This is a genomic window from Methylotuvimicrobium sp. KM1 (genome assembly GCF_044788715.1).
GTDB lineage: Bacteria > Pseudomonadota > Gammaproteobacteria > Methylococcales > Methylomonadaceae > Methylotuvimicrobium.
The window spans coordinates 816,268-834,867 of record NZ_CP173170.1; the positions used below are offsets into that span (position 1 = coordinate 816,268).

General features: G+C 46.3%; 19 protein-coding genes. 13 read left to right on the plus strand and 6 right to left on the minus strand.

From position 1 onward, the window contains the following. Positions 1-27 precede the first annotated feature (27 nt). The 4 genes from ACINK7_RS03635 to fliT are packed head-to-tail and all read left to right on the plus strand — an operon-like array spanning position 28 to position 2,612. Positions 28-465, plus strand: coding sequence for a flagellar protein FlaG (locus ACINK7_RS03635; protein ID WP_404359938.1), 438 nt, complete (start codon positions 28-30; stop codon positions 463-465). 25 nt (positions 466-490) lie between these two features. Next, the gene (gene fliD / locus ACINK7_RS03640) at positions 491-1,843 is read left to right on the plus strand and encodes a flagellar filament capping protein FliD (protein ID WP_404359939.1); all 1,353 of its coding nucleotides are present in this window, start codon (positions 491-493) and stop codon (positions 1,841-1,843) included. Between the two features lie 46 nt (positions 1,844-1,889). Next, the gene (gene fliS, locus ACINK7_RS03645) at positions 1,890-2,279 is read left to right on the plus strand and encodes a flagellar export chaperone FliS (protein ID WP_404359940.1); all 390 of its coding nucleotides are present in this window, start codon (positions 1,890-1,892) and stop codon (positions 2,277-2,279) included. Between the two features lie 3 nt (positions 2,280-2,282). Further along, complete coding sequence (fliT, locus tag ACINK7_RS03650; RefSeq protein WP_404359941.1) at positions 2,283-2,612, plus strand: flagellar protein FliT; 330 nt, start codon at positions 2,283-2,285, stop codon at positions 2,610-2,612. Positions 2,613-2,714: 102 nt separating this feature from the next. Here fliT and ACINK7_RS03655 read toward each other — a convergent pair whose 3' ends face one another. The 3 genes from ACINK7_RS03655 to ACINK7_RS03665 form a co-directional block, all read right to left on the minus strand. Continuing rightward, positions 2,715-5,219 (minus strand): 6-hydroxymethylpterin diphosphokinase MptE-like protein, encoded by a 2,505-nt coding sequence (locus tag ACINK7_RS03655; RefSeq protein WP_404359942.1) that lies wholly within the window; start codon positions 5,217-5,219, stop codon positions 2,715-2,717. A gap of 300 nt (positions 5,220-5,519) precedes the next feature. Then, the gene (locus ACINK7_RS03660; RefSeq protein WP_404361409.1) at positions 5,520-6,395 is read right to left on the minus strand and encodes a flagellin; all 876 of its coding nucleotides are present in this window, start codon (positions 6,393-6,395) and stop codon (positions 5,520-5,522) included. 193 nt (positions 6,396-6,588) lie between these two features. Continuing rightward, entirely contained in the window at positions 6,589-7,386 is a 798-nt protein-coding gene (locus ACINK7_RS03665) for an inner membrane protein YpjD (RefSeq protein WP_404359943.1), read from the minus strand. Positions 7,387-7,518: 132 nt separating this feature from the next. Between ACINK7_RS03665 and ffh the strand changes: the two genes are divergently transcribed. From ffh to lpxA, 8 genes are all read left to right on the plus strand, one after another. Next, positions 7,519-8,874, plus strand: a complete 1,356-nt coding sequence (ffh, locus tag ACINK7_RS03670) for a signal recognition particle protein (protein WP_404359944.1) — start codon at positions 7,519-7,521, stop codon at positions 8,872-8,874. Between the two features lie 77 nt (positions 8,875-8,951). Then, complete coding sequence (rpsP, locus tag ACINK7_RS03675; RefSeq protein ID WP_014147255.1) at positions 8,952-9,203, plus strand: 30S ribosomal protein S16; 252 nt, start codon at positions 8,952-8,954, stop codon at positions 9,201-9,203. A 3-nt stretch (positions 9,204-9,206) separates the two neighbouring features. Next, the gene (rimM, locus tag ACINK7_RS03680; RefSeq protein ID WP_404359945.1) at positions 9,207-9,713 is read left to right on the plus strand and encodes a ribosome maturation factor RimM; all 507 of its coding nucleotides are present in this window, start codon (positions 9,207-9,209) and stop codon (positions 9,711-9,713) included. Between the two features lie 10 nt (positions 9,714-9,723). Further along, positions 9,724-10,464, plus strand: a complete 741-nt coding sequence (gene trmD / locus ACINK7_RS03685) for a tRNA (guanosine(37)-N1)-methyltransferase TrmD (protein WP_404359946.1) — start codon at positions 9,724-9,726, stop codon at positions 10,462-10,464. A gap of 13 nt (positions 10,465-10,477) precedes the next feature. Continuing rightward, positions 10,478-10,822 carry a 50S ribosomal protein L19 gene (gene rplS / locus ACINK7_RS03690; protein WP_014147258.1) on the plus strand — a complete coding sequence of 115 codons (345 nt, stop codon included), beginning with the start codon at positions 10,478-10,480 and terminating at the stop codon, positions 10,820-10,822. Positions 10,823-11,302: 480 nt separating this feature from the next. Then, positions 11,303-11,812: a methylated-DNA--[protein]-cysteine S-methyltransferase gene (locus ACINK7_RS03695; protein ID WP_404359947.1), complete on the plus strand. Its 510-nt coding sequence runs from the start codon at positions 11,303-11,305 to the stop codon at positions 11,810-11,812. Continuing rightward, the gene (xerD, locus tag ACINK7_RS03700) at positions 11,809-12,693 is read left to right on the plus strand and encodes a site-specific tyrosine recombinase XerD (protein WP_404359948.1); all 885 of its coding nucleotides are present in this window, start codon (positions 11,809-11,811) and stop codon (positions 12,691-12,693) included. Before ACINK7_RS03695 ends, xerD begins: the two co-directional genes overlap by 4 nt. A 6-nt stretch (positions 12,694-12,699) precedes the next feature. After that, on the plus strand, positions 12,700-13,473 hold the full coding sequence (gene lpxA, locus ACINK7_RS03705) for an acyl-ACP--UDP-N-acetylglucosamine O-acyltransferase (RefSeq protein ID WP_404359949.1): 774 nt from the start codon (positions 12,700-12,702) through the stop codon (positions 13,471-13,473). A 63-nt stretch (positions 13,474-13,536) separates the two neighbouring features. Here lpxA and ACINK7_RS03710 read toward each other — a convergent pair whose 3' ends face one another. Further along, the gene (locus ACINK7_RS03710) at positions 13,537-13,866 is read right to left on the minus strand and encodes a DUF2845 domain-containing protein (protein WP_404359950.1); all 330 of its coding nucleotides are present in this window, start codon (positions 13,864-13,866) and stop codon (positions 13,537-13,539) included. Positions 13,867-14,007: 141 nt separating this feature from the next. On the opposite strand from ACINK7_RS03710, the gene ACINK7_RS03715 reads away from it, so the two are divergent. Next, a complete protein-coding gene (locus ACINK7_RS03715; protein ID WP_404359951.1) occupies positions 14,008-14,178 on the plus strand; it encodes a hypothetical protein in 171 nt (56 codons plus the stop codon). A gap of 652 nt (positions 14,179-14,830) precedes the next feature. On the opposite strand, the gene ACINK7_RS03720 is transcribed toward ACINK7_RS03715, so the two are convergent. Both ACINK7_RS03720 and ACINK7_RS03725 read right to left on the minus strand, forming a co-directional pair. Then, positions 14,831-16,177, minus strand: coding sequence for an FAD-dependent monooxygenase (locus ACINK7_RS03720; RefSeq protein WP_404359952.1), 1,347 nt, complete (start codon positions 16,175-16,177; stop codon positions 14,831-14,833). A gap of 23 nt (positions 16,178-16,200) precedes the next feature. Further along, positions 16,201-18,453 (minus strand): terpene cyclase/mutase family protein, encoded by a 2,253-nt coding sequence (locus ACINK7_RS03725; RefSeq protein ID WP_404359953.1) that lies wholly within the window; start codon positions 18,451-18,453, stop codon positions 16,201-16,203. Positions 18,454-18,600 lie beyond the last annotated feature (147 nt).

Consider the following 18,600-nt stretch of genomic DNA (forward strand, 5'->3'; position numbering starts at 1 on the left):
GAAACAAGGGTGAGTTAGAGGTGGGTTATGAATAATGATATTTCAAATGTCACCAGGCTAGGTTTTACATCTTCACCACAAAGCGACGGCAATGCCGCCAAATTTCAGGCTGTTAAAAACAAGCATACAGAGCAAGTAGTCCCGCCAGATAATGTTCAACGAGTTACTAAGGATTCATTGGGCCGAGAGAAAGAAGCTGACGGTAAACAAACTGATAATTTGATTTCGTTGGAGGATGTCAAGCAGTTGGCGGAGCAAGGGAATAAAGTATTGGCAGAAGCTCAGCGTAATCTGCAATTTAAAGTGGATGAGACTACCAATCAAGTGGTGGTTAGCGTGGTCGACCAAAAAAGTGGCGAGGTTTTACGGCAAATACCCAGTGATGAGGTTTTGGCGCTAGCGAAGCGTTTGAAGGAACTGGATGGCGAGCAAGTGCAGGGCGTGTTTTTGAAGGAGCGGGCGTAGTTTTTATTCAAATTAGGAGTGTGTTATGGCAATCACATCTGCATTAGGTTTAGGTAGCGGAATGGATATCAATGGCTTGGTAAGCCAGTTGGTTAGAGCCGAAGGGCAGCCTGCTTTTAATGCTATCAACCGCCAAGAGTCGTCTGTTAAGTCTCGGCTAAGCGCCTTGGGAACTCTTAAAGGTGCTTTGTCGAGCTTTCAAACAGCGGCGAATAAACTCAAGACAGATGGCTTGTTTAGTAAGCATCAGGCATTTTCATCGAATGAAAACATAGCGACAGCAAAGGCGGGAACTCTTGCCACTGCCGGTAGCTATAGTCTCAAGGTTAACCAGCTTGCGACCTCGCATAAATTGATTACAGGCGACGGCGCCGGTTATTCAGGTTATAACGCCGAAGTGGGCACCGGCGAGCTGACGCTATCAGTGGGCAGTAACGAATTTTCACTTAACATCGGAGCTACCAATAATACGTTGAGCGGTATTCGAGATGCGATTAATAATGCGCAGGATAATACCGGGGTGACTGCAAGTATTATTAGTGTCGACGATGGCTTTAAACTCGTGCTGACCGGCAAAGAAACCGGTAGCGAGAATACGATAGCAATTTCTTCATCGGCTCCGGGGTTAGCGGAGCTGGCCGGCAGCATGCAAGAGCAGCGTGCGGCTAAAGATGCAATCATTGAAGTGGATGGGCAATTTGCCACACGCAGTAGTAATTCCATTTCCGATGTTATATCAGGCGTGACCCTGGATTTAAAGGTTGAAGATCCGGATACCGTATTCGCTTTGGATGTATCGATTGATAGCGAAGCCATTACCGATGCGGCGAATGATTTTGTCAAGGCATATAACGGTCTAATGACTGTGGTCAAGGATTTGGGAAAATACGATGCCGGATCGAACGTGGCCGGCGCGTTGATCGGCGATTCGACTCTGAGAAGTATTCAAAGCCAGATGCGCGGTGATGTATCGAGACCTGTCGATTCCGCCTCGAATGAATCGAATTCTTTAGCATTAATTGGAATAACCGTCGATCGAAACGGTGTCATGTCGTTGAATAATTCAATATTCAGTGAAAAATTGAATGGCAATCTAAAGTCGATCAGCGATATTTTTTCATCTTCCGACGGTATTGCAAATCGGTTAAGCGAACGTTTAACACAGTATTTGCAACCTGGCGGCACCTTGGATTCAAGAACCAAGTCTTTAAATAATCAGCTCAGAGGATTTGAAACGCGCCGAGAAAATGTGCAGGTTAGGCTGGATAATTTGGAGAGTTCCTTGATGAAGCAATTCATTGCGATGGATACGGCGGTTGGGCAATTTCAGTCGACTGGTGCTTTCGTTTCTCAGCAATTGGCGCTGCTTAATAAATAATCAATTAGGATTATAGATAATGAAAGAGGCTAACATGAGACCGAGTATGTACAGGAATAATGTCAATAAATATGCCGCTGTACAGAATGAGGCGGTTTTAGATGATGCGTCCCCTCATAAATTGATTCAAATGCTGATGAGCGGTTTTTTAATGCGTGTAAACGCGGCTAAAGGTGCGATCGATCGCGGCGATTTTGAGGAAAAAAGCATACAGATTTCTAAAGCCATTGCTATTGTCGGCGGTTTGATCGATGGCTTGGACGCTGAGCGAGGTGGAGAAATTGCCGAAAACTTGAGTAGTCTTTACGACTATATGAATAAAAGGCTTTTTCAGGCGAGCTCTGAAAACAGCATTCAAATTCTGGATGAGGTGAGTGGGTTGATGCGTGAGTTAAAAGAAGCATGGGATGCGATTCCGGAAGCCTATCAGCAATAAAAAATGGATTCCGTGGATGTAATGATCGATACTTTGAGCGGTTTTTCAGAGAAAATCGCGCAAGCGATTGGTTGCGAAGATTGGGACGGCCTCAATGATGTTTTAATGCATCGTCAAGAATGTCTCAAAGAGCTATTTAGCGCTCCGATTAAGCCAACACAACGTTCGGCCGTTATTGATTTGATGCTTAAAATTCAGCAGGAAGACAGGTTGTATATGGCGGGCGTGAAAGATCGAAAACAAGCCTTGCAAAAGCATGCGTCTTTGTTAACTCAGGGACGCAAAAGCGTTAAAGTGTATCAAAGTGAACAAGATGAATCGAAGTCGGATTAACTCCGGCTTTTATTTTTGTAGTATATCTCTTCTTTCATCATGTCTTTTACGATCAAAGCGTCCCTCAGAGCCCTTTCATTTTGCGGAACAATGAAAACTTCCTTATGATTGTTGTTGATTCTGATCTTTGAGGTCGGCAATTTTCTTTTTTAATAAAATGGCGGCTTCCAAGTCCGGAGTTCGATCTAGAATATGGTTGAGCATCATTTCAGCGGCATCGGGGATGTGGTTTTCAAGATAGAGATCGGTTAGTTTTAATTGGCATTGAAGATCTTCCGGAAATTGAGATAAATAGGTGTTATAGCTATCGATTGCAATCATCAGTCTACCCAGAATCCTGGCGGATTCAGCGTACAGAGGCAGGTAGATCGGGTTAATTTGAGCAAGGCACTCCAGAGCCATGAATGCATTTTCATCGTTAAGCTGTTTAAGGCTGATTGATGTAATTCTCAGTAATGCTTCTTCGATCAGCGGAGAGTTTTCCAAATTTAAAATAGCATCATAATTATTGAGCGCTTGATTGTCATCCGCTTCCAATTCGGCAATAAACGCTGAAATCAATAAGAGATAGGGTTCTTTGTCGGGTTCTTTGCTGTCGAGTTTCAAAGCATTGTACAGGTCTTTTAATTCGCCCGTTTTTTTGTGATTCAATAAAAGAAGGGCTCTTGTTTTTACTTCCGGTAATCGTGAAGAAGTTCTCGCTTGAGTATTTAGCGGTGTTACGCTATTCGTTAAAAATTCGTCGAACATTTTCGACAAAGATGCTATTTCATTTTTGGTTTCCGGGGATAAATATGCGGTTGGATGGCGCTCAAGCCATAACCTAGCTCGTTTATAGCTTTTGTCTTTGGTCCATTGATTGAATAGCAATGAAAAATCCGGTTTATCAATGAGTTCTTCTTGTCTGGATCGTGTACGGGAAAGAGCGTCTTCGACTTGTTTGATTAGGCGGGTCGAGCCAATTTGGAATGCTTCGTAATAGATACGTCCGATTTTTTTGGTGTACTCCGCATCCCAGTTATCTTTATTCGGTGCGGCGATTTTAAGAAAATTTCGTATCCCAAATCGTTTTACCAGTGCGCTGTAATCGCGATATTTTTGATGTAATCTCTTTTCAATCGTATCCAGATTGCGTTTGTCGCGATAATTTCCGATTTGCCCTTCCTGGTTGTACATATGGTCATTGATTTTTATAGCTTTTTTGGCAAGCGTTTTAATGCCTTTAAGATGATGCAATGCTTTTTCCAATTCCATGGAAATAGCGGCATAGTGCTCGCTTAGTTCCGGCTCCGATAAGTATGGAATCAGACGGGCCGCATACTCGTTCGGTGGAGTATCTAATTCGTCGAGTGTTATTTTTTCCGTGGGGATATGGTCGATGAATGCGACTTTAGCGGCTGTCTCTGCAAGATTGATGATTTTTCGGTTATCGGCCGTTATCGACTGGGCTTGTCGAGAAAGAATGGACAGCGCTGCATAATAATCCTGACCTGTGGGTCTTTTTTCTCCGCAATAAGTTTCGACTTGCAAAGAAGTTAGGTCGTATTTCGGGCCTGTTAGTTGTTCGTTACTGCCTTTCGCGTGTGTGATACCTTCTTTGGTAAAGCATAAATCGAATCCAGCCAGTAAGATTCGACTAAAGCCAAAACGGTGAGCTGTATTAAGCGCTGTATTGGTAACGGTTGGTCCGACGCTATTGATATTTTTTATGTTCAGTTTCGTCTTCCATGGGAATCGTTCGCCTAGGTAAAGGCTTTTGCCGTGCCATTGGTTGATCAGGGTCGGATAAGCGTGATGCGAATGGACAAAAATGGTGTTGTTGCCAAATTTAAACATTTCTTTGCTGACTTCAGCGCTATGCTCATAAGGGTCCACGGAAAAAACGAAATCAGGCTCTATGTTTGCCGAGATTAATTGTCTGGATACACGCGAAACTGAAAAAACCGTCAGTTTGTTTCGGTGCTGTTTTATCCAAGGCAATAGATCAGTTAAGGAAGGGCCGCCGGCCAAGATGATAACGGTTTGGCCGCGATACGCGTCTAGTAAGAGGCTTGCTGGCAATATATTGTCGGCGAGATTTTCCAATTGGCGGACTATAAATGCCTCGCAGCCGATGGCGACATTGTATTGCCAGTGCAACGATTGCAGTATTTCATTTAATTGCCAACTTAACTCGGGATAATCTTGAAGTGTTGCTTGTTGTGCGCCAATTGAATTATGTAGTTTGACCGAATTAATGTAGAAGTAATCGTTGATTTTGAAATCATCGCTTAGTTCTTGCCAATGTTCGAGGGTTGTGCAGGCGATTTCGGGGGGCAAAGTGTCAAACAAGTCTTGTTGCTCAATCAGCTTTAAGATTTCTTCCGGTTCAATAAATATATATCGAGTTCCGGAGGGTATTCCTTGCTGTTGAATGAACTTTGGTAATAAGCCTGAGTCGGTCCCGACAATGATATATAGCGAGTCTTCATTAAACAGTGCTTTACTGAAAGAGGCTTCGAAAACGACTTTTGCGCTGACTTTGTTGAAAGTAGCGCCATTGATGAAATAGAAATACTTGTCGCCGAAAGTATTGACGGCAAGTGTGGCATGTGCTGTGTTTGACAATATCATCGTGGGCTGTTCATGTTGTTTTCGATTTCGTCAGCAATTATAGGCTTGTTTTATTACGCCCTAAGTACAGAACAGTCGTTCGACTTTGTTAGAGGTGTAGTGCTTGTCGAGAACCGCCGTGAGCCCAGTACCTAAATTATCCAAGGGAACTAACTTATAGCCAATCGATTATGGAGTTTAGGTGCTGGGTGAACCCGTCTATTGTAGCTGCCGACATCCTCTCTAACCACTCTCTATACCTTCATAAAATCAGCTATTTTTTAGTATAAAGGGAGTAGCTCAATGATAAGGAGGCTATTGTAGTAACTGGAGAACCGATTGCTTCGATTGGTTGGCTTGGGCTAGCATCGCTGTTCCAGCTTGCTGCAGTATTTGATTTCTGCTTAATGCGGCGGTTTCAGCCGCGAAATCGGCATCCATGATCCGCGACCGCGCGGCGCTTTGATTTTCGATTGAAGACTGTAGGTTGCTGATCGTCGTGGTAAAACGGTTCTGCATGGCGCCCAGAGTTGATCGAAAAGTATCGATCGTGGTCAACGCTTTATCCAGGCCGTCAATAACTAGACCGATAGACACAGCGGTCTTTGGTGTGACGCCAGCGCTCGTTCCGGCTGAACCGCCGATCACTACGGAGGTCATTAGTATAGAGCCCAAACCGGTTGAGGTTGCTGAGGCTAGATTGTTGACGGTAATCGAAATCCGATTGTCCGAAGTCGTGTTAGCACCCACTTGAAAGACCATTCCCGAGAGTCCGCCATTCAAAATTTTCTTACCGTTAAATTCGGTATTGGTAATGATTCGGCTAATCTCGCTCTGTAATTGTTCAAATTCTGTTTGTAACTTGGCTTGGTCGGCGGCATTCACCGATCCCGTGTTAGAGGATTGTACCGCTAAATCTCGCATTCGTTGTATGGTTTCTGTGATCGAGCCCATTGCGGCCTCAGCCGTTTGCGCCATCGAAATCCCGTCGTTAGCGTTTCTAATCGCCACTGTCATCCCTCGGATTTGCGAAGTCATTTTATTGCCGATCGCCAATCCGGCGGCATCATCTTTTGCACTGTTGACGCGAAGCCCGGATGAGAGTCGCTCCATTGAAGTTTTGAGGTTGTTGTTGGTTTGAGTCAGCATGCGCTGACTATTGATAGAAGCGATGTTCGTATTGATTACCATGCCTGACATAGCGATTCTCCAAAATAAAAACGAAATTTAAGAAGTCATTTTGGAGTAAGCGATTGTTATGCCATGTTAATAAATAATTTATTTATCAGGTATTTATGGTTTTAATTGCGGTGGCTTTACGGGTGGGCGGCAAAATATTGACGCCTGGCAAATGGGTTGTTCAGTTTTTCGCCGATTCCGAGCGTTAGCGCTTTTGCAGAATGATCTCTAAAACCAACTTACTGCCGAAATAAGCTAGCAGTAGTAGTACAAAACCAGCCAATGTCCAGCGGATAGCAATTTGTCCGCGCCACCCGTATCGGATTCTGCCTAACAATAAACCGGAAAAAATGATCCAGGCGACGATCGATAACACGGTTTTATGTACTAAATGCTGGGCAAATAAATCGTCGATAAACAAGGCGCCGCTGACCAGCGAGATCGTTAGAAAAAAAAGGCCGGCTCCGATCATTTGAAACAATAACGATTCCATCGCCTGCAGCGGCGGCAGAGAGCGAATGAGGCGTTTAGGCTGGTGACTGCGAAGTTGTCGGTCTTGAATGGCCAAAAGCATGGCTTGTAAAGCCGCGACATTCAATAGGCTAAAGGCGGCGATCGAGGTTAAGATGTGTACGCTCATCGGCCAGTCATAGCGCAAGCTTGTCTGGGCTTTAAAGGGGAAGATCATATCCAAGCCGAGCAGTATCGCAGCCGTCGGAAAGACTGCAATGCCTAGTTTTTCCACCGGTTTATCGAAGGTGGCAAAAAGAATTAACAAGGCGACCAGCATGGATACTAGCGATGCCGTATCAAAAAAACCAAAGTTCAGTCCGCTTTGTCGTTCGATGATGACTAAGGTGTAGGCTCCATGGGCGGATGCACCGAGCCAACCTAAGTAAATCGAAGGTTTTTGTGTATTCTCGGTAACGGTTTCTCGAATCAAAAAGCCGGTTGCGGCTAAATAACCCAAAATGGAAAAGATACCTATGGCTGTTATGTTCATGGTCGCGTTGGCGAGAGATAAGGAATAATCGAAAGGCGATCTTAAAGGGTTATGTTAAACTATCCGACTGAATAGTTCTAACCGATTTGCGTTAGCGAACATCCGTTTGAATCATAAATAAAAGATGCCGATATGTTTGATAATTTAACCGACCGCCTAAGCAGTACGCTTAAAACGATTAAAGGTCAGGGTCGTCTGACTGAAACCAATATCAAAGACACGTTGCGCGAAGTCCGCATGGCGTTGCTTGAAGCCGATGTCGCGTTACCTGTGGTAACCGAGTTCATCGAGCGTGTTAGGGAGGGGGCGCTCGGGCAGCAAGTGCAAACCAGTTTGACGCCGGGACAAGCGATGATCAAGCTGGTTCAGTCGGAGTTGATCAAGGTTATGGGTGAGGAGAATGAAGGGCTTAATCTAAAAGCCAATCCTCCCGCTGTTATTTTAATGGCCGGTCTGCAAGGTGCCGGTAAAACGACCACGGCGGCAAAATTAGGCCGTTTTCTGAAGGAAAAGCATAAGAAAAAAGTCGGCGTGGTCAGTGCTGATATTTATCGCCCGGCCGCGATTAAACAATTGCAAACGCTGGCGGATGATTTGTCGTTGGATTTTTTTGCCAGCGACGCTTCGCAAAAGCCGATCGATATCGTCAATAATGCTTTGGATGCGGCGAAAAAGAAATTTCTTGATGTGCTGATTGTCGATACCGCGGGTCGACTGCATATCGATGATGAAATGATGGGTGAAATCAAAGCGTTGCATGCCGCGATCGATCCGGTCGAGACCTTGTTTGTCGTCGATAGCATGACCGGCCAAGATGCCGCCAATACGGCAAAAGCGTTCCATGATGCCTTGCCGCTGACCGGCGTTATTTTGACCAAGGCCGACGGCGATGCGCGTGGCGGTGCGGCGTTGTCGATTCGCCATATTACCGGTAAGCCGATTAAATTTATCGGTGTCGGCGAAAAAACCGATGCATTGGAGCCGTTTTATCCCGATCGTGTCGCGTCACGTATTCTGGGTATGGGCGATGTGCTCGGTTTGATCGAAGAGATCGAACAAAAGATCGATAAGAAAAAAGCCGAGAAGCTTGCGAAAAAAATTCAGAAAGGCAAGACCTTCGATCTAGAGGATTTACGCGAGCAACTGTTGCAAATGCAAAGCATGGGCGGTGTCGGTTCATTGATGGAAAAGCTGCCGGGTATGAATCAAGTGCCGCAGGGAATGAAGGATAAGGTCAACGATAAAGAGCTGGCGCGTCAAATTGCCGTCATTAATTCAATGACGATGCAGGAACGTCGTTATCCGGACTTGATTAAAGGTAATCGTAAGAAGCGTATCGCGGCCGGTTGCGGCCAAGAATTACAAGACGTCAATCGTGTTTTAAAGCAACACAAAGTGATGGAAAAAATGATGAAGCGATTTAAAAAAGGCAACATGGCCAATATGATGCGCGGTATGCAAAGCAACATGCGCGGCATGAGAATGTAAATTATCCTTCACTTATGCAAAAAAATGCGTAAAATAGGTCGATTAAATTTTTGATTAATGTTTTTTGAGGATTTTAGATGGTAACCATTCGTCTTTCCAGAGGCGGCGCGAAAAATCGCCCTTTTTATCAAGTCGTTGTCGCTGATAGCAGATGTGGTCGTGACGGACGCTATATCGAACGCGTCGGTTTTTTTAACCCATTAGCGCGTGGTAATGAGCAAAAGCTACAATTAGATATTGAGCGTGTTGCTTATTGGCAAGGTCAAGGTGCTCAGCCATCGGATCGTGTTGCCAGTTTGATTAAAACCGCTAAGAAAGCCGTAGCTTAAAATTTGACCGATCGGCAGTATATCCTTGTCGGGGAAATTTCCGGCGTTTTTGGCTTAAAAGGCTGGGTCAAAATTTTTTCTTACACCGAACCGCGGGAAAATATTTTGTCCTATCCGGCGTGGCAGCTAAGAAAAAATGCGGAGATCAAGTCGCTTAAAGTTAAAGAAGGGCAGCGACAAGGTAAAAATGTAGTCGCCCATCTTGAAGCTGTCGACGATCGTGATGTTGCGGAAAGTTTGATTGGTTGGGAAATTTATATCGAACGCGATCAGTTCCCTTCACTTGCAAAAGATGAATACTATTGGGCTGACCTTGTCGGTCTCAATGTCATCACGAAATCGGGTGTAGAATTAGGGGTGATCGATCATTTGTTCGAAACCGGCGCCAATGATGTTTTGGTGGTGAGCGGAGATCGAGAACGTTTGATTCCGTTTTTAATGGGGCAGACAGTCCTGGAGGTCGATTTGAACGGCAAATGCTTGACGGTCGATTGGGATCCTGACTTTTAGTCGGTGGTCGATGCGTTTCGATGTAATTACGCTGTTTCCCGAGATGGTCAAGGCAGCGTCAAAATACGGCGTTACCGGTAAGGCGATAGACAACGGTATGGTCCGGTTGGAGGCTTGGAATCCTCGGGATTATACTCACGACAAGCATCGGACAGTTGATGATCGGCCTTATGGCGGCGGCCCCGGCATGGTCATGAAGTATCAACCGCTATTTGATGCGGTTAGCGAAGCGAAAGAGAATGGCTTTGGCGATCATGCAAAAGTTGTTTATTTAAGCCCGCAAGGCAGGCCCATTACGCAAAGCTTGTTGAATGAATCGATCCATTGTGAGCAATTAATATTAGTTGCCGGGCGTTACGAAGGTATCGACGAGCGTTTTGTCGAAACGGTTTGCGATGAAGAATGGTCCCTGGGCGATTATGTTATCAGCGGCGGCGAGTTAGCTGCATTGATCGTTGTCGATGGGGTCTCGCGTTTATTGCCTGGCGTGCTCGGTGATGAGAACTCGGCCCTTCAAGATTCGCATATGGATGGCTTACTGGATTATCCGCATTTTACACGGCCGGAAAATATCGAAGGCCGAGTCGTCCCGGACGTTCTGCTTAGCGGTAATCATGCGGATATCGAGCGCTGGCGGCTTAAGCAAGCGTTGGGGCGAACTTGGCAGAGGCGTCCTGAATTATTAAAAAACAAGCAGTTGAGTGATGTGGAATACGAGCTGCTGCAAGAGTTTATTGTGGAATTGGTTTAATTAAGGTGTGGTGATGAGCAATATTATTGATGTATTGGAAAAAGAACAATTAAGAAATGATATTCCTGAATTTGGCGCGGGCGATACTGTAGTCGTCAATGTTAAGGTAAAGGAAGGCGATCGCGAAAGAATTCAGGCCTTTGAGGGCATCGTGATTGCAAAACGTAATCGTGGACTGAACTCTGCGTTTACTGTTAGAAAAATTTCTCACGGCGAAGGTGTCGAGCGGGTTTTTCAGACGCACAGTCCTATTATCAGCGATATCAAAGTTAAACGCCGCGGTGACGTCCGTCGCGCCAAGTTGTATTATCTGCGGAACTTAACCGGTAAAGCGGCTCGTATTAAAGAAAAAATTTAAGTCGAGATTTTGTTTTTCCGGCAATAAAAAAGGCAGCCAAGGCTGCCTTTTTTATTGCCGGAAAAACCTGGATTTCCTTGTTTCCACGCTTCAGCATACCGATCTTGCCTAGGCCGCTAAGGTATGGGCTCCCACGGAGGGTCGCTCATCGTTATACATAAATTGTAGGGTACGCTGCGCGTGCCAAAGCCGTGCCCTGACGGTTCGGTTGGCACATGAACATCGCGGGGTTACCATGGTACGCACAGCGTACCCTGCGCGGATCACCTTGCATTAGGTGTGGGATATCCGAGGGTGTTAAGTGACAATAAATTGTATAGAGGTCGTATTGGTTAAGGAGCAAGTAGTAGGGTATGCTGCGTGCACTATGCTAACTATAAACTGTCGAAAATTTTCGTGACTTTCGAGTATTTCGTGGTTCAATCGCTTTTTACAGGCAGTTAATCGATACGACAATTCTTTTAAGAATGGGAGCGCGATATGCCTTTCATCGTTCACTGGGTCAGCGAGTGCCAGGGTGCCAAAAATATTCGAATACTCCAAACGCCTGCCGGAAAACTGTCGGTACAGCGGTGCGGCGAGGTGATTTGCAGTATCGATTGGTTGCCCGGCGGGCCAGTCATGGTTTCCAGCCTCGATAACGACAATAAACAAAGCTTCGATCCGATTGAAAATTATTGGCGTGAACCGAATGCTATCGTGGAACTCAAGCTGTTACGGCGGGGTAGCCCGTTCTTGCAAACCGTTCAAGACGCATTACTCAGGATTCCGTTCGGGACGACGTTGACTTATAAGGATTTGGCTAAAATCTTAGATTCCGCGCCGAGAGCGGTCGGCGGCGCATGTCGGCGAAACGATTATCCGTTGATTGTGCCGTGCCATCGAGTCGTTTCGGTATCCGGCCCCGGCGGCTACTCGGGGCAAACACAAGGCGAGTCGATGGCTGTTAAACTCCAATTATTGGCTTTCGAAGCTTCGTTTAACCAATGAACCCAGGCGATTTGATCGATCAGTTCCTTGATGCGTTGTGGGCCGAGCAAGGCGTTAGCAACAATACCTTGTCTGCCTATGGCAGCGATTTAACTATTTTTGCGCAGTGGCTCAAGACCATGTCGCTGTTGGAAGTGGGGGGAGACGATATTTCTCGATTTCTGGCATTCAGATACAATCAAGGCATCGGTAGCCGTTCAAGTGCTCGGTTACTGTCGACATTGCGGCGTTTTTATGCTTATCAGCTTCGGGAAAACCGGATCAGCGTCGACCCGACCGCATTGATCGATATGCCTTATATCGGCAGAAAATTGCCGTCTTCATTATCGGAAAACGATGTCGAATCCTTGCTTAAGGCGCCCGAAACGTCGAACCCTTTAGGCTACCGCGACAGAACGATGTTCGAAATGCTCTATGCGACGGGGCTTAGGGTTTCCGAATTGGTTGGTTTGCGTTTGGAGCAGGTTAGTCTCCGGCAAGGCGTCGTCAAGATTACCGGCAAAGGCAATAAAGAGCGCTTGGTGCCGTTCGGCGAAGAGGCGATGGAATGGCTTGAAGGTTATTTGAAAACGATACGACCGGCGATTCTCGGAGAGCGGCAAAGCGCTTTTTTATTCGTGACGAATCGAGGCGACGGCATGACAAGGCAGGCGTTTTGGCATATCATCAAACGCCGCGCGAAAGAGGCCGGCATCGTCAAGGAGTTATCGCCGCATACGCTACGGCATGCTTTTGCGACGCATTTGCTGAATCATGGCGCCGATTTGCGCGTCGTGCAATTGCTGTTGGGCCATTCCGATTTATCGACGACGCAAATTTACACGCACATCGCGCGCGAACGACTGAAAGATCTCCACGCAAAATTTCACCCGAGAGGATAAGCCAAGATGGCGCAAAACATTCATCCGACAGCCTGCATTGCAGAAAACGTAAAATTAGGCGAAGACGTCACCATAGGACCCTTCGCGGTCATTGAAAGCGATGTCGAAATTGGCGCGCACTGCCGAATAGGCCCGCATGCAGTCGTGCAACGTTATGTCAAAATGGGCGAAGGCAATATAGTGCATCCGCATGCCGTGCTCGGCGGCCTGCCGCAAGACTTAGGGTTCAACCCCGAAACCGTAACGTGGCTCGAAATCGGCGATGGCAATCAATTTAGAGAGGGCTTTACCGCGCATCGGGCGACCAAGGAAAAGGGCGCGACGCGCATCGGTTCGGGGTGTTATTTCATGAATAACAGCCATGTCGCGCACGATTGCTCGATCGGCGACAACACGATATTCGCCAACAATGTCGCGATCGGCGGCCATGTCGAAATCGGTCGTAAAGTATTCATGGGTGGCGGCGTGGTCGTGCATCAGTTCTGCCGGGTCGGTTCTTACGCCATCGTACAAGGTACGACCGGGCTCAACATGGATGTGATTCCGTTCATGTTGATCGGCGGACGTCCGGCCAAACATTATCGTTTGAATACGATCGGTCTCAGGCGCGCCGGGATTACCGGAGAACGTTACAAGGTGCTCGAAACGGCGTTTCGCCGGCTTCGCAGTAAAAAGAGCCTCGACGATTTGGAAGAAACCGATGAGCTCAAAGAATTGAAAGAATGGTTGGCGGTCAAATCGAAACGTGGTTTGCATGGTTTCGTCGATCTGTCGGTTTGAGTTGAAATGTCGCCCGAGGCTTGAATCGACATGGTTTTCGCCGATTGAAAAGATGTCTGCCGATCAATTGCCGTAACCGATGCTACGAATGTCCATTAATATACCGTTTTCGAAAATCAGCTGTTGCTTGAGTCTTCTCGGGCCGAAGTTGTAGATCCATTCGTCGATAGTGATTTGCTGGTATTCGGATATGTCGAGCGTACCTTGCGGAAAACGAAAACGACTGCCCGAAACGCCTAAACGCTTATCGGCATAGTCGGGTTCGCCGCATTTTATTCGAACATCGCTGATATGGTCGCCGGTTTGGACGATCCGTTGTCCGCAGCGGAAGGCAAAGGCTTCGGGGGCTGAGGCGAACAAAAAGAATCCCAGCAACAAATAAATTTTTTTCATAAATACTCATCGAAACGGAAGAATGTAATTAAAGCTAACGCAAACCGATGAACCGAAAATGAATCGGTAAGGTACTTTTTACGGTTTTTATTTTACACTGTGGCTCGACTTTAAACCTTTTTAGGCGGTAGGAGTATTCGAATGATGTCACTACAGATAGAGCCGGAAACGCCCTATTCGCGCATGGCCTTACCGTATTATTTGACCGGACAGGTCGGCGAAAACGGCACGTACTTAAGAAAATCGCCGGATCATTTCGAGCGATTGGCTATCGAAATTGGCGAACACATTATAAAAAATTATTCACCATGAAGAACACGAAGAAAAAGGCTATAAAATCAAAAGTTTAATTATTTATGTTACCCTGCGGGACGGGTTATTAAACCCGTCCCCAGCGTTTCGGCTTGCTTCGGCCACGGTTGAAACATTCCAGACGGGCCCGCATCCGCTCTTTCCCAGGCTGAAGCTTGGGTGGCTTCAAACCTCCCGGATTGCGCTGCACTCCATCCGGGCTACGCAACTACCCATCTTATATTAACTGCCTACCAAGCTTCCGGCGCCGTAGGATGGGTAGCAGCGAAGCGGAAACCCATCGCTTTGTTTGAGCGTAGGTACGGTTGTGATAACGCTGCCATTTACTAAGCCCGCGATTCGCTTGTTCCCAAGCTCTTTGCTTGGGAATGCAGTACGAGAAGCTCTAGCTTCTCGAAACCGGTAAGCAAGAGCTTAAGTGAAGAGTTTCCCAAGCCGTAGAGGCTGCCAAAGTATTGGCGAACACATCATAAAAAAATGTATTCACCATGAAGAACATGAAGGCAATGAAGAAAAAGACTATAAAATTAAAAGTTTAATTCTTCATGTTACTTCATGATCTTCATGGTGTAATGCGTTATCTAGGTTTATCGTTTGGTAGGCAACATTTTACCAAAGTACGAAAGCAATTTACGCTATGGATCCGGCGGAGTTAACGCTTGAAATAATCGCTAAAAATGCCAACTAGCGAAAGCTCGTTTTTAGCCAGAGGTTTAATAATGGTCAACGCATCCGATAATATTTTAGTGGCCTTAGGTAGGTTGCTTATATTTTCGCGCACTAAAGTATAAGCGCCGAAAAGTGCGACAAAAAAGAATTGCTTCATCAATGAATAATGATTTTTGTTCAGGCCGGCCAATATCGCAATCGATTCTTTCGCGTTTACTCCGCCACGTTGCAGATATTTGAATACCGCATTTTTGAGTAAATCGTTGGACATCACGCCATAAAGCGCGTTAGCAAGAATGTTAAGGTTGGCGTTGGCGTATTGGCGGTCGCGGTAGTACGCTTCGATTTTTTGATAGATTAAATCGGTGTTGTTGAAATCGGGCATGGCCAATAAATGCGCGCTCAATATTTGTATGTCCGAAAATACCGCCGTCAAGCCGCCGCCGGTTAATGGGTGGCGCATGTTTAACGCATCGCCGAGCATGACCGCGCCTTTACGTATTTTCGGCTTGGCCGCCATGTAGTGATTGGGCATGACCTTAAGCCGGTCTTCTTGTAGGGCATGTCGGTAGCTTATCTGCATACCTTCGGGAATGTAAGGCGTAACATTCGCTTCTAAATGCGCCTGCAAAAATGCTTTTCTGGGAAATTGACCGCCTGGAAAGTCGATTAAAAGCCTGACTTCATTGCTTGAAATCGGATAACAAATGAACGGTGTTGGACCCGATAAAAACACATGACCATGTTTGGGCACAGGGGTTTCGCAGTCTTTTAAAATCAAACCGATAAAGTAAGAAGTAACGGTTTTTTCGTTGTTACTGAGAAGCTCTCTAAAATTAGAAAAAAAACCGTCGCTGGTAATGGTTAACGGAGCATAAATAGATTTGATCTCGTTCGAAACTGAGTCGCGGTAATTTACACCGATAATTTCGTTTTGTTCGTTCTCCAATAAACTCAAGGCTTTACCTTGAATTTTTGTAACCGATGAGTTTTGTAAGGCCGAGGCTCTGATTTGTTGCAGAAAGCGACCGTTATGTAAGCCCATGCCATGATTAGGCGATGGATAAGGTATGGTGGTTTGCTCATTGCCTTGCAGCAGCGCATAGCCTTCGACCGGTTGTGCGTCGATGCCGTCTAATAAATGCCCGAGACCTAATTGTTCCAGCGATAATACCGCACCGGGTTGTAAAAGCTCGCCGACAATCCGTTTTTTTTCCTTGTAGCAGTGATCCATCAACGCGATGTTGATGCCCTTGGGCGCAAGATAAGCGGCGATAGTCGCGCCTGCCATGCCCGCGCCGATAATGCAAATGTCGAAATTCGATTCCATCTTTAGTTACTTGATACGCATCATCATTGTTCTAATATCCTTAAATTATAGATCCTACAGTATCGGTTCAGCGCCCAAATAGGGAAAATATTTCTATAATTCGCATAAGTGATCATGCAATTATAGTTAAAGACGCCGGAAATATTTTCTTGGGGCCAGTCGCCTAGCTCGGTTTGTTTCTTCAATAAAACGTGGATACCTTTGTCGATAATCGATTTATCTTGAAAATTGCCTGACAGCAAGGCCAATAGTGCCCAAGCGGTATTGATCGATTGTGAGGTATCGGCTTCGGTATAAACCAATTCGGAACACGATTTGAAACTTTCTCCCCAACCACCATCGGCTTTTTGTTTGCTAACTAAAAAAGCGCAAGCTTTGCTGATGCTGTCGGCTAAAACCGTATCATCGAAATAACCTTTATTGAGCGCTTTGCTCAGAGCTTCTACGGCAAACCAAGTCGCATAGGTAAAGCAAACGGCCCATCCGCCATACCAGGAACCATCGGCCTTTTGTTGCTTAATGATAAAACCGAGCCCTGCGCTTATGGCTTTGCTTATTTCATCGTTTTTATAGGTCGGATAATCTTCTTGACTTTCAATCAGAGAAATTAGGCAAGCGGCGCTGCATTCCGTCCAGGAATAGTCGATCATTATATCGGCAAATACTTCAGAAGGGTTGAGTTTTTCCAGCCATCGAGGCGCGCGCGTCAATTCATAAGTCGACCAGCCGCCATTCGTATTTTGATAAGACAGAATGATGTCGATAGCTCGTTTCATCCGCTGCTCGTCGATAACCGCTTCAACCAGGCCGGAACGGTGTATGGCCAAAGCCGCGCTTAAGCCTTCCGCGGTGCAATCCGACACTGGCCAGCCGTTGTCTGCTGTCGAAAACGGCCAACTGCCGATCATCGGGTGGCGGAAAAACTCGGCATGCGTCGGGTGTTCGGACTTGATTTGCGAGCCTTCGATGAAGCGATAGCTTTTTTCGATGGTTTTCGGAAATCGTTTGCCCAAGTCGCTTTCCAAAATAGCCCGGGTCGCCAGTGCCGTATCCCAAAGCTGTGAGCCGTTGTAACCATTCATTTTCATGCCGTCCTCGGCAACCCATAAATAATCGTACCATCGTTCCACATGGTGTTGAAATCGTTCGGAATCCTTGCCGTAAGCATGCCAAATACAGATCGAATTGATCGCCTTGCTGACCGGACCGATATCGATGTATTGAGTTTGTTGATCTTCGGCGTCGAGGTATTTGAGAATGTAATCGGCCGTCTTTTGTCTGAGCCGGGAGCTGGCGAATTTTTCGTAAGTGTTAGTGAACAAATTCATCCATTTGAGTACGCCCGACGGCTTATAGTAGCGGTCTTTGTCGCATACGGCATCGCGTTGTTTCGGCCAGTCTATTGAGTCGAAGTTTTCATAAAGCTCTTCTCTCAAGCTTAGTATCAGCTCTTTTTCGGGGGCTTGAATCCGGTGCGCCTGGCAATAGGCCATCGGCAGGTACACCATTCGGCAATGGCACCAGTAGCGCGACGGATGCATCGGCAGCCATTTCGGTAGTAACCACATTTCCGGAAACAGGCTGTTAAAGCCGCGCCAATCGTAAAGATTCATCACGGCCAGGTAAAATTTGCCCCAGGAAGGAACACCGGCTGCCCCGCCGTTGTTTTTGATCCAGTTCCGGGCCTTAACGATGGCAGGGTGCTCTTTATCTACGCCGAGAATGCGTAGCGAAACATATTGCATGACCGTACCGAACATCGTCGATTCACCTTCGATATGCATGCCCCAGCCGGCGTCTGAGTTCTGATGGTTGAAAATATAAAGCTTCATCATTTCGCGGTGCGCCTTAGGGAATGGCGTGCCGCTAATATAGGAAGCGATCAATAAGCCCGGCAACAGAAATAGCGGGCCGCCGTAATCGCCGGGCCAATGTCCGTCTTCGCATTGCAAGTATGAAAAATAGTTTATGCCTTTGACGAGCGAATCGATAACGGCTTGGTCATCGGCGTATTTTGCTTGCGGTAAGAGGCCGTCGAAAGGCTGATATTGATTGCTGATTGCGCAATGCCGATAGACCTGGTCGGCGGAATTCGGGTTGATCGACGAATCGAAGCGGAAATCTTCGGCGAATTGTGCGATTTCCTCATCCGAAACAGATTCGGCATTGTGCAAGTGTTGGTCGATTTGATCGGAGGCGGGCTTGAATGCCCAGATATGTCGTCCATGGTCATTCAATAGACGCCATTTTTTCCAAGCGGGTTTTACAGTTAACATGGTTTTTTATTTTTATTACAAAATTGGAAATGAACCTATAAAAAGCATTTTGTCCAAAAAATATACGAAAATCGCGAAGCTATTTAATTGATTTCCTGGAGCGCTCTATTTTCGGTATCGTTGGTTCATTGGCTCGCGCAATTATAG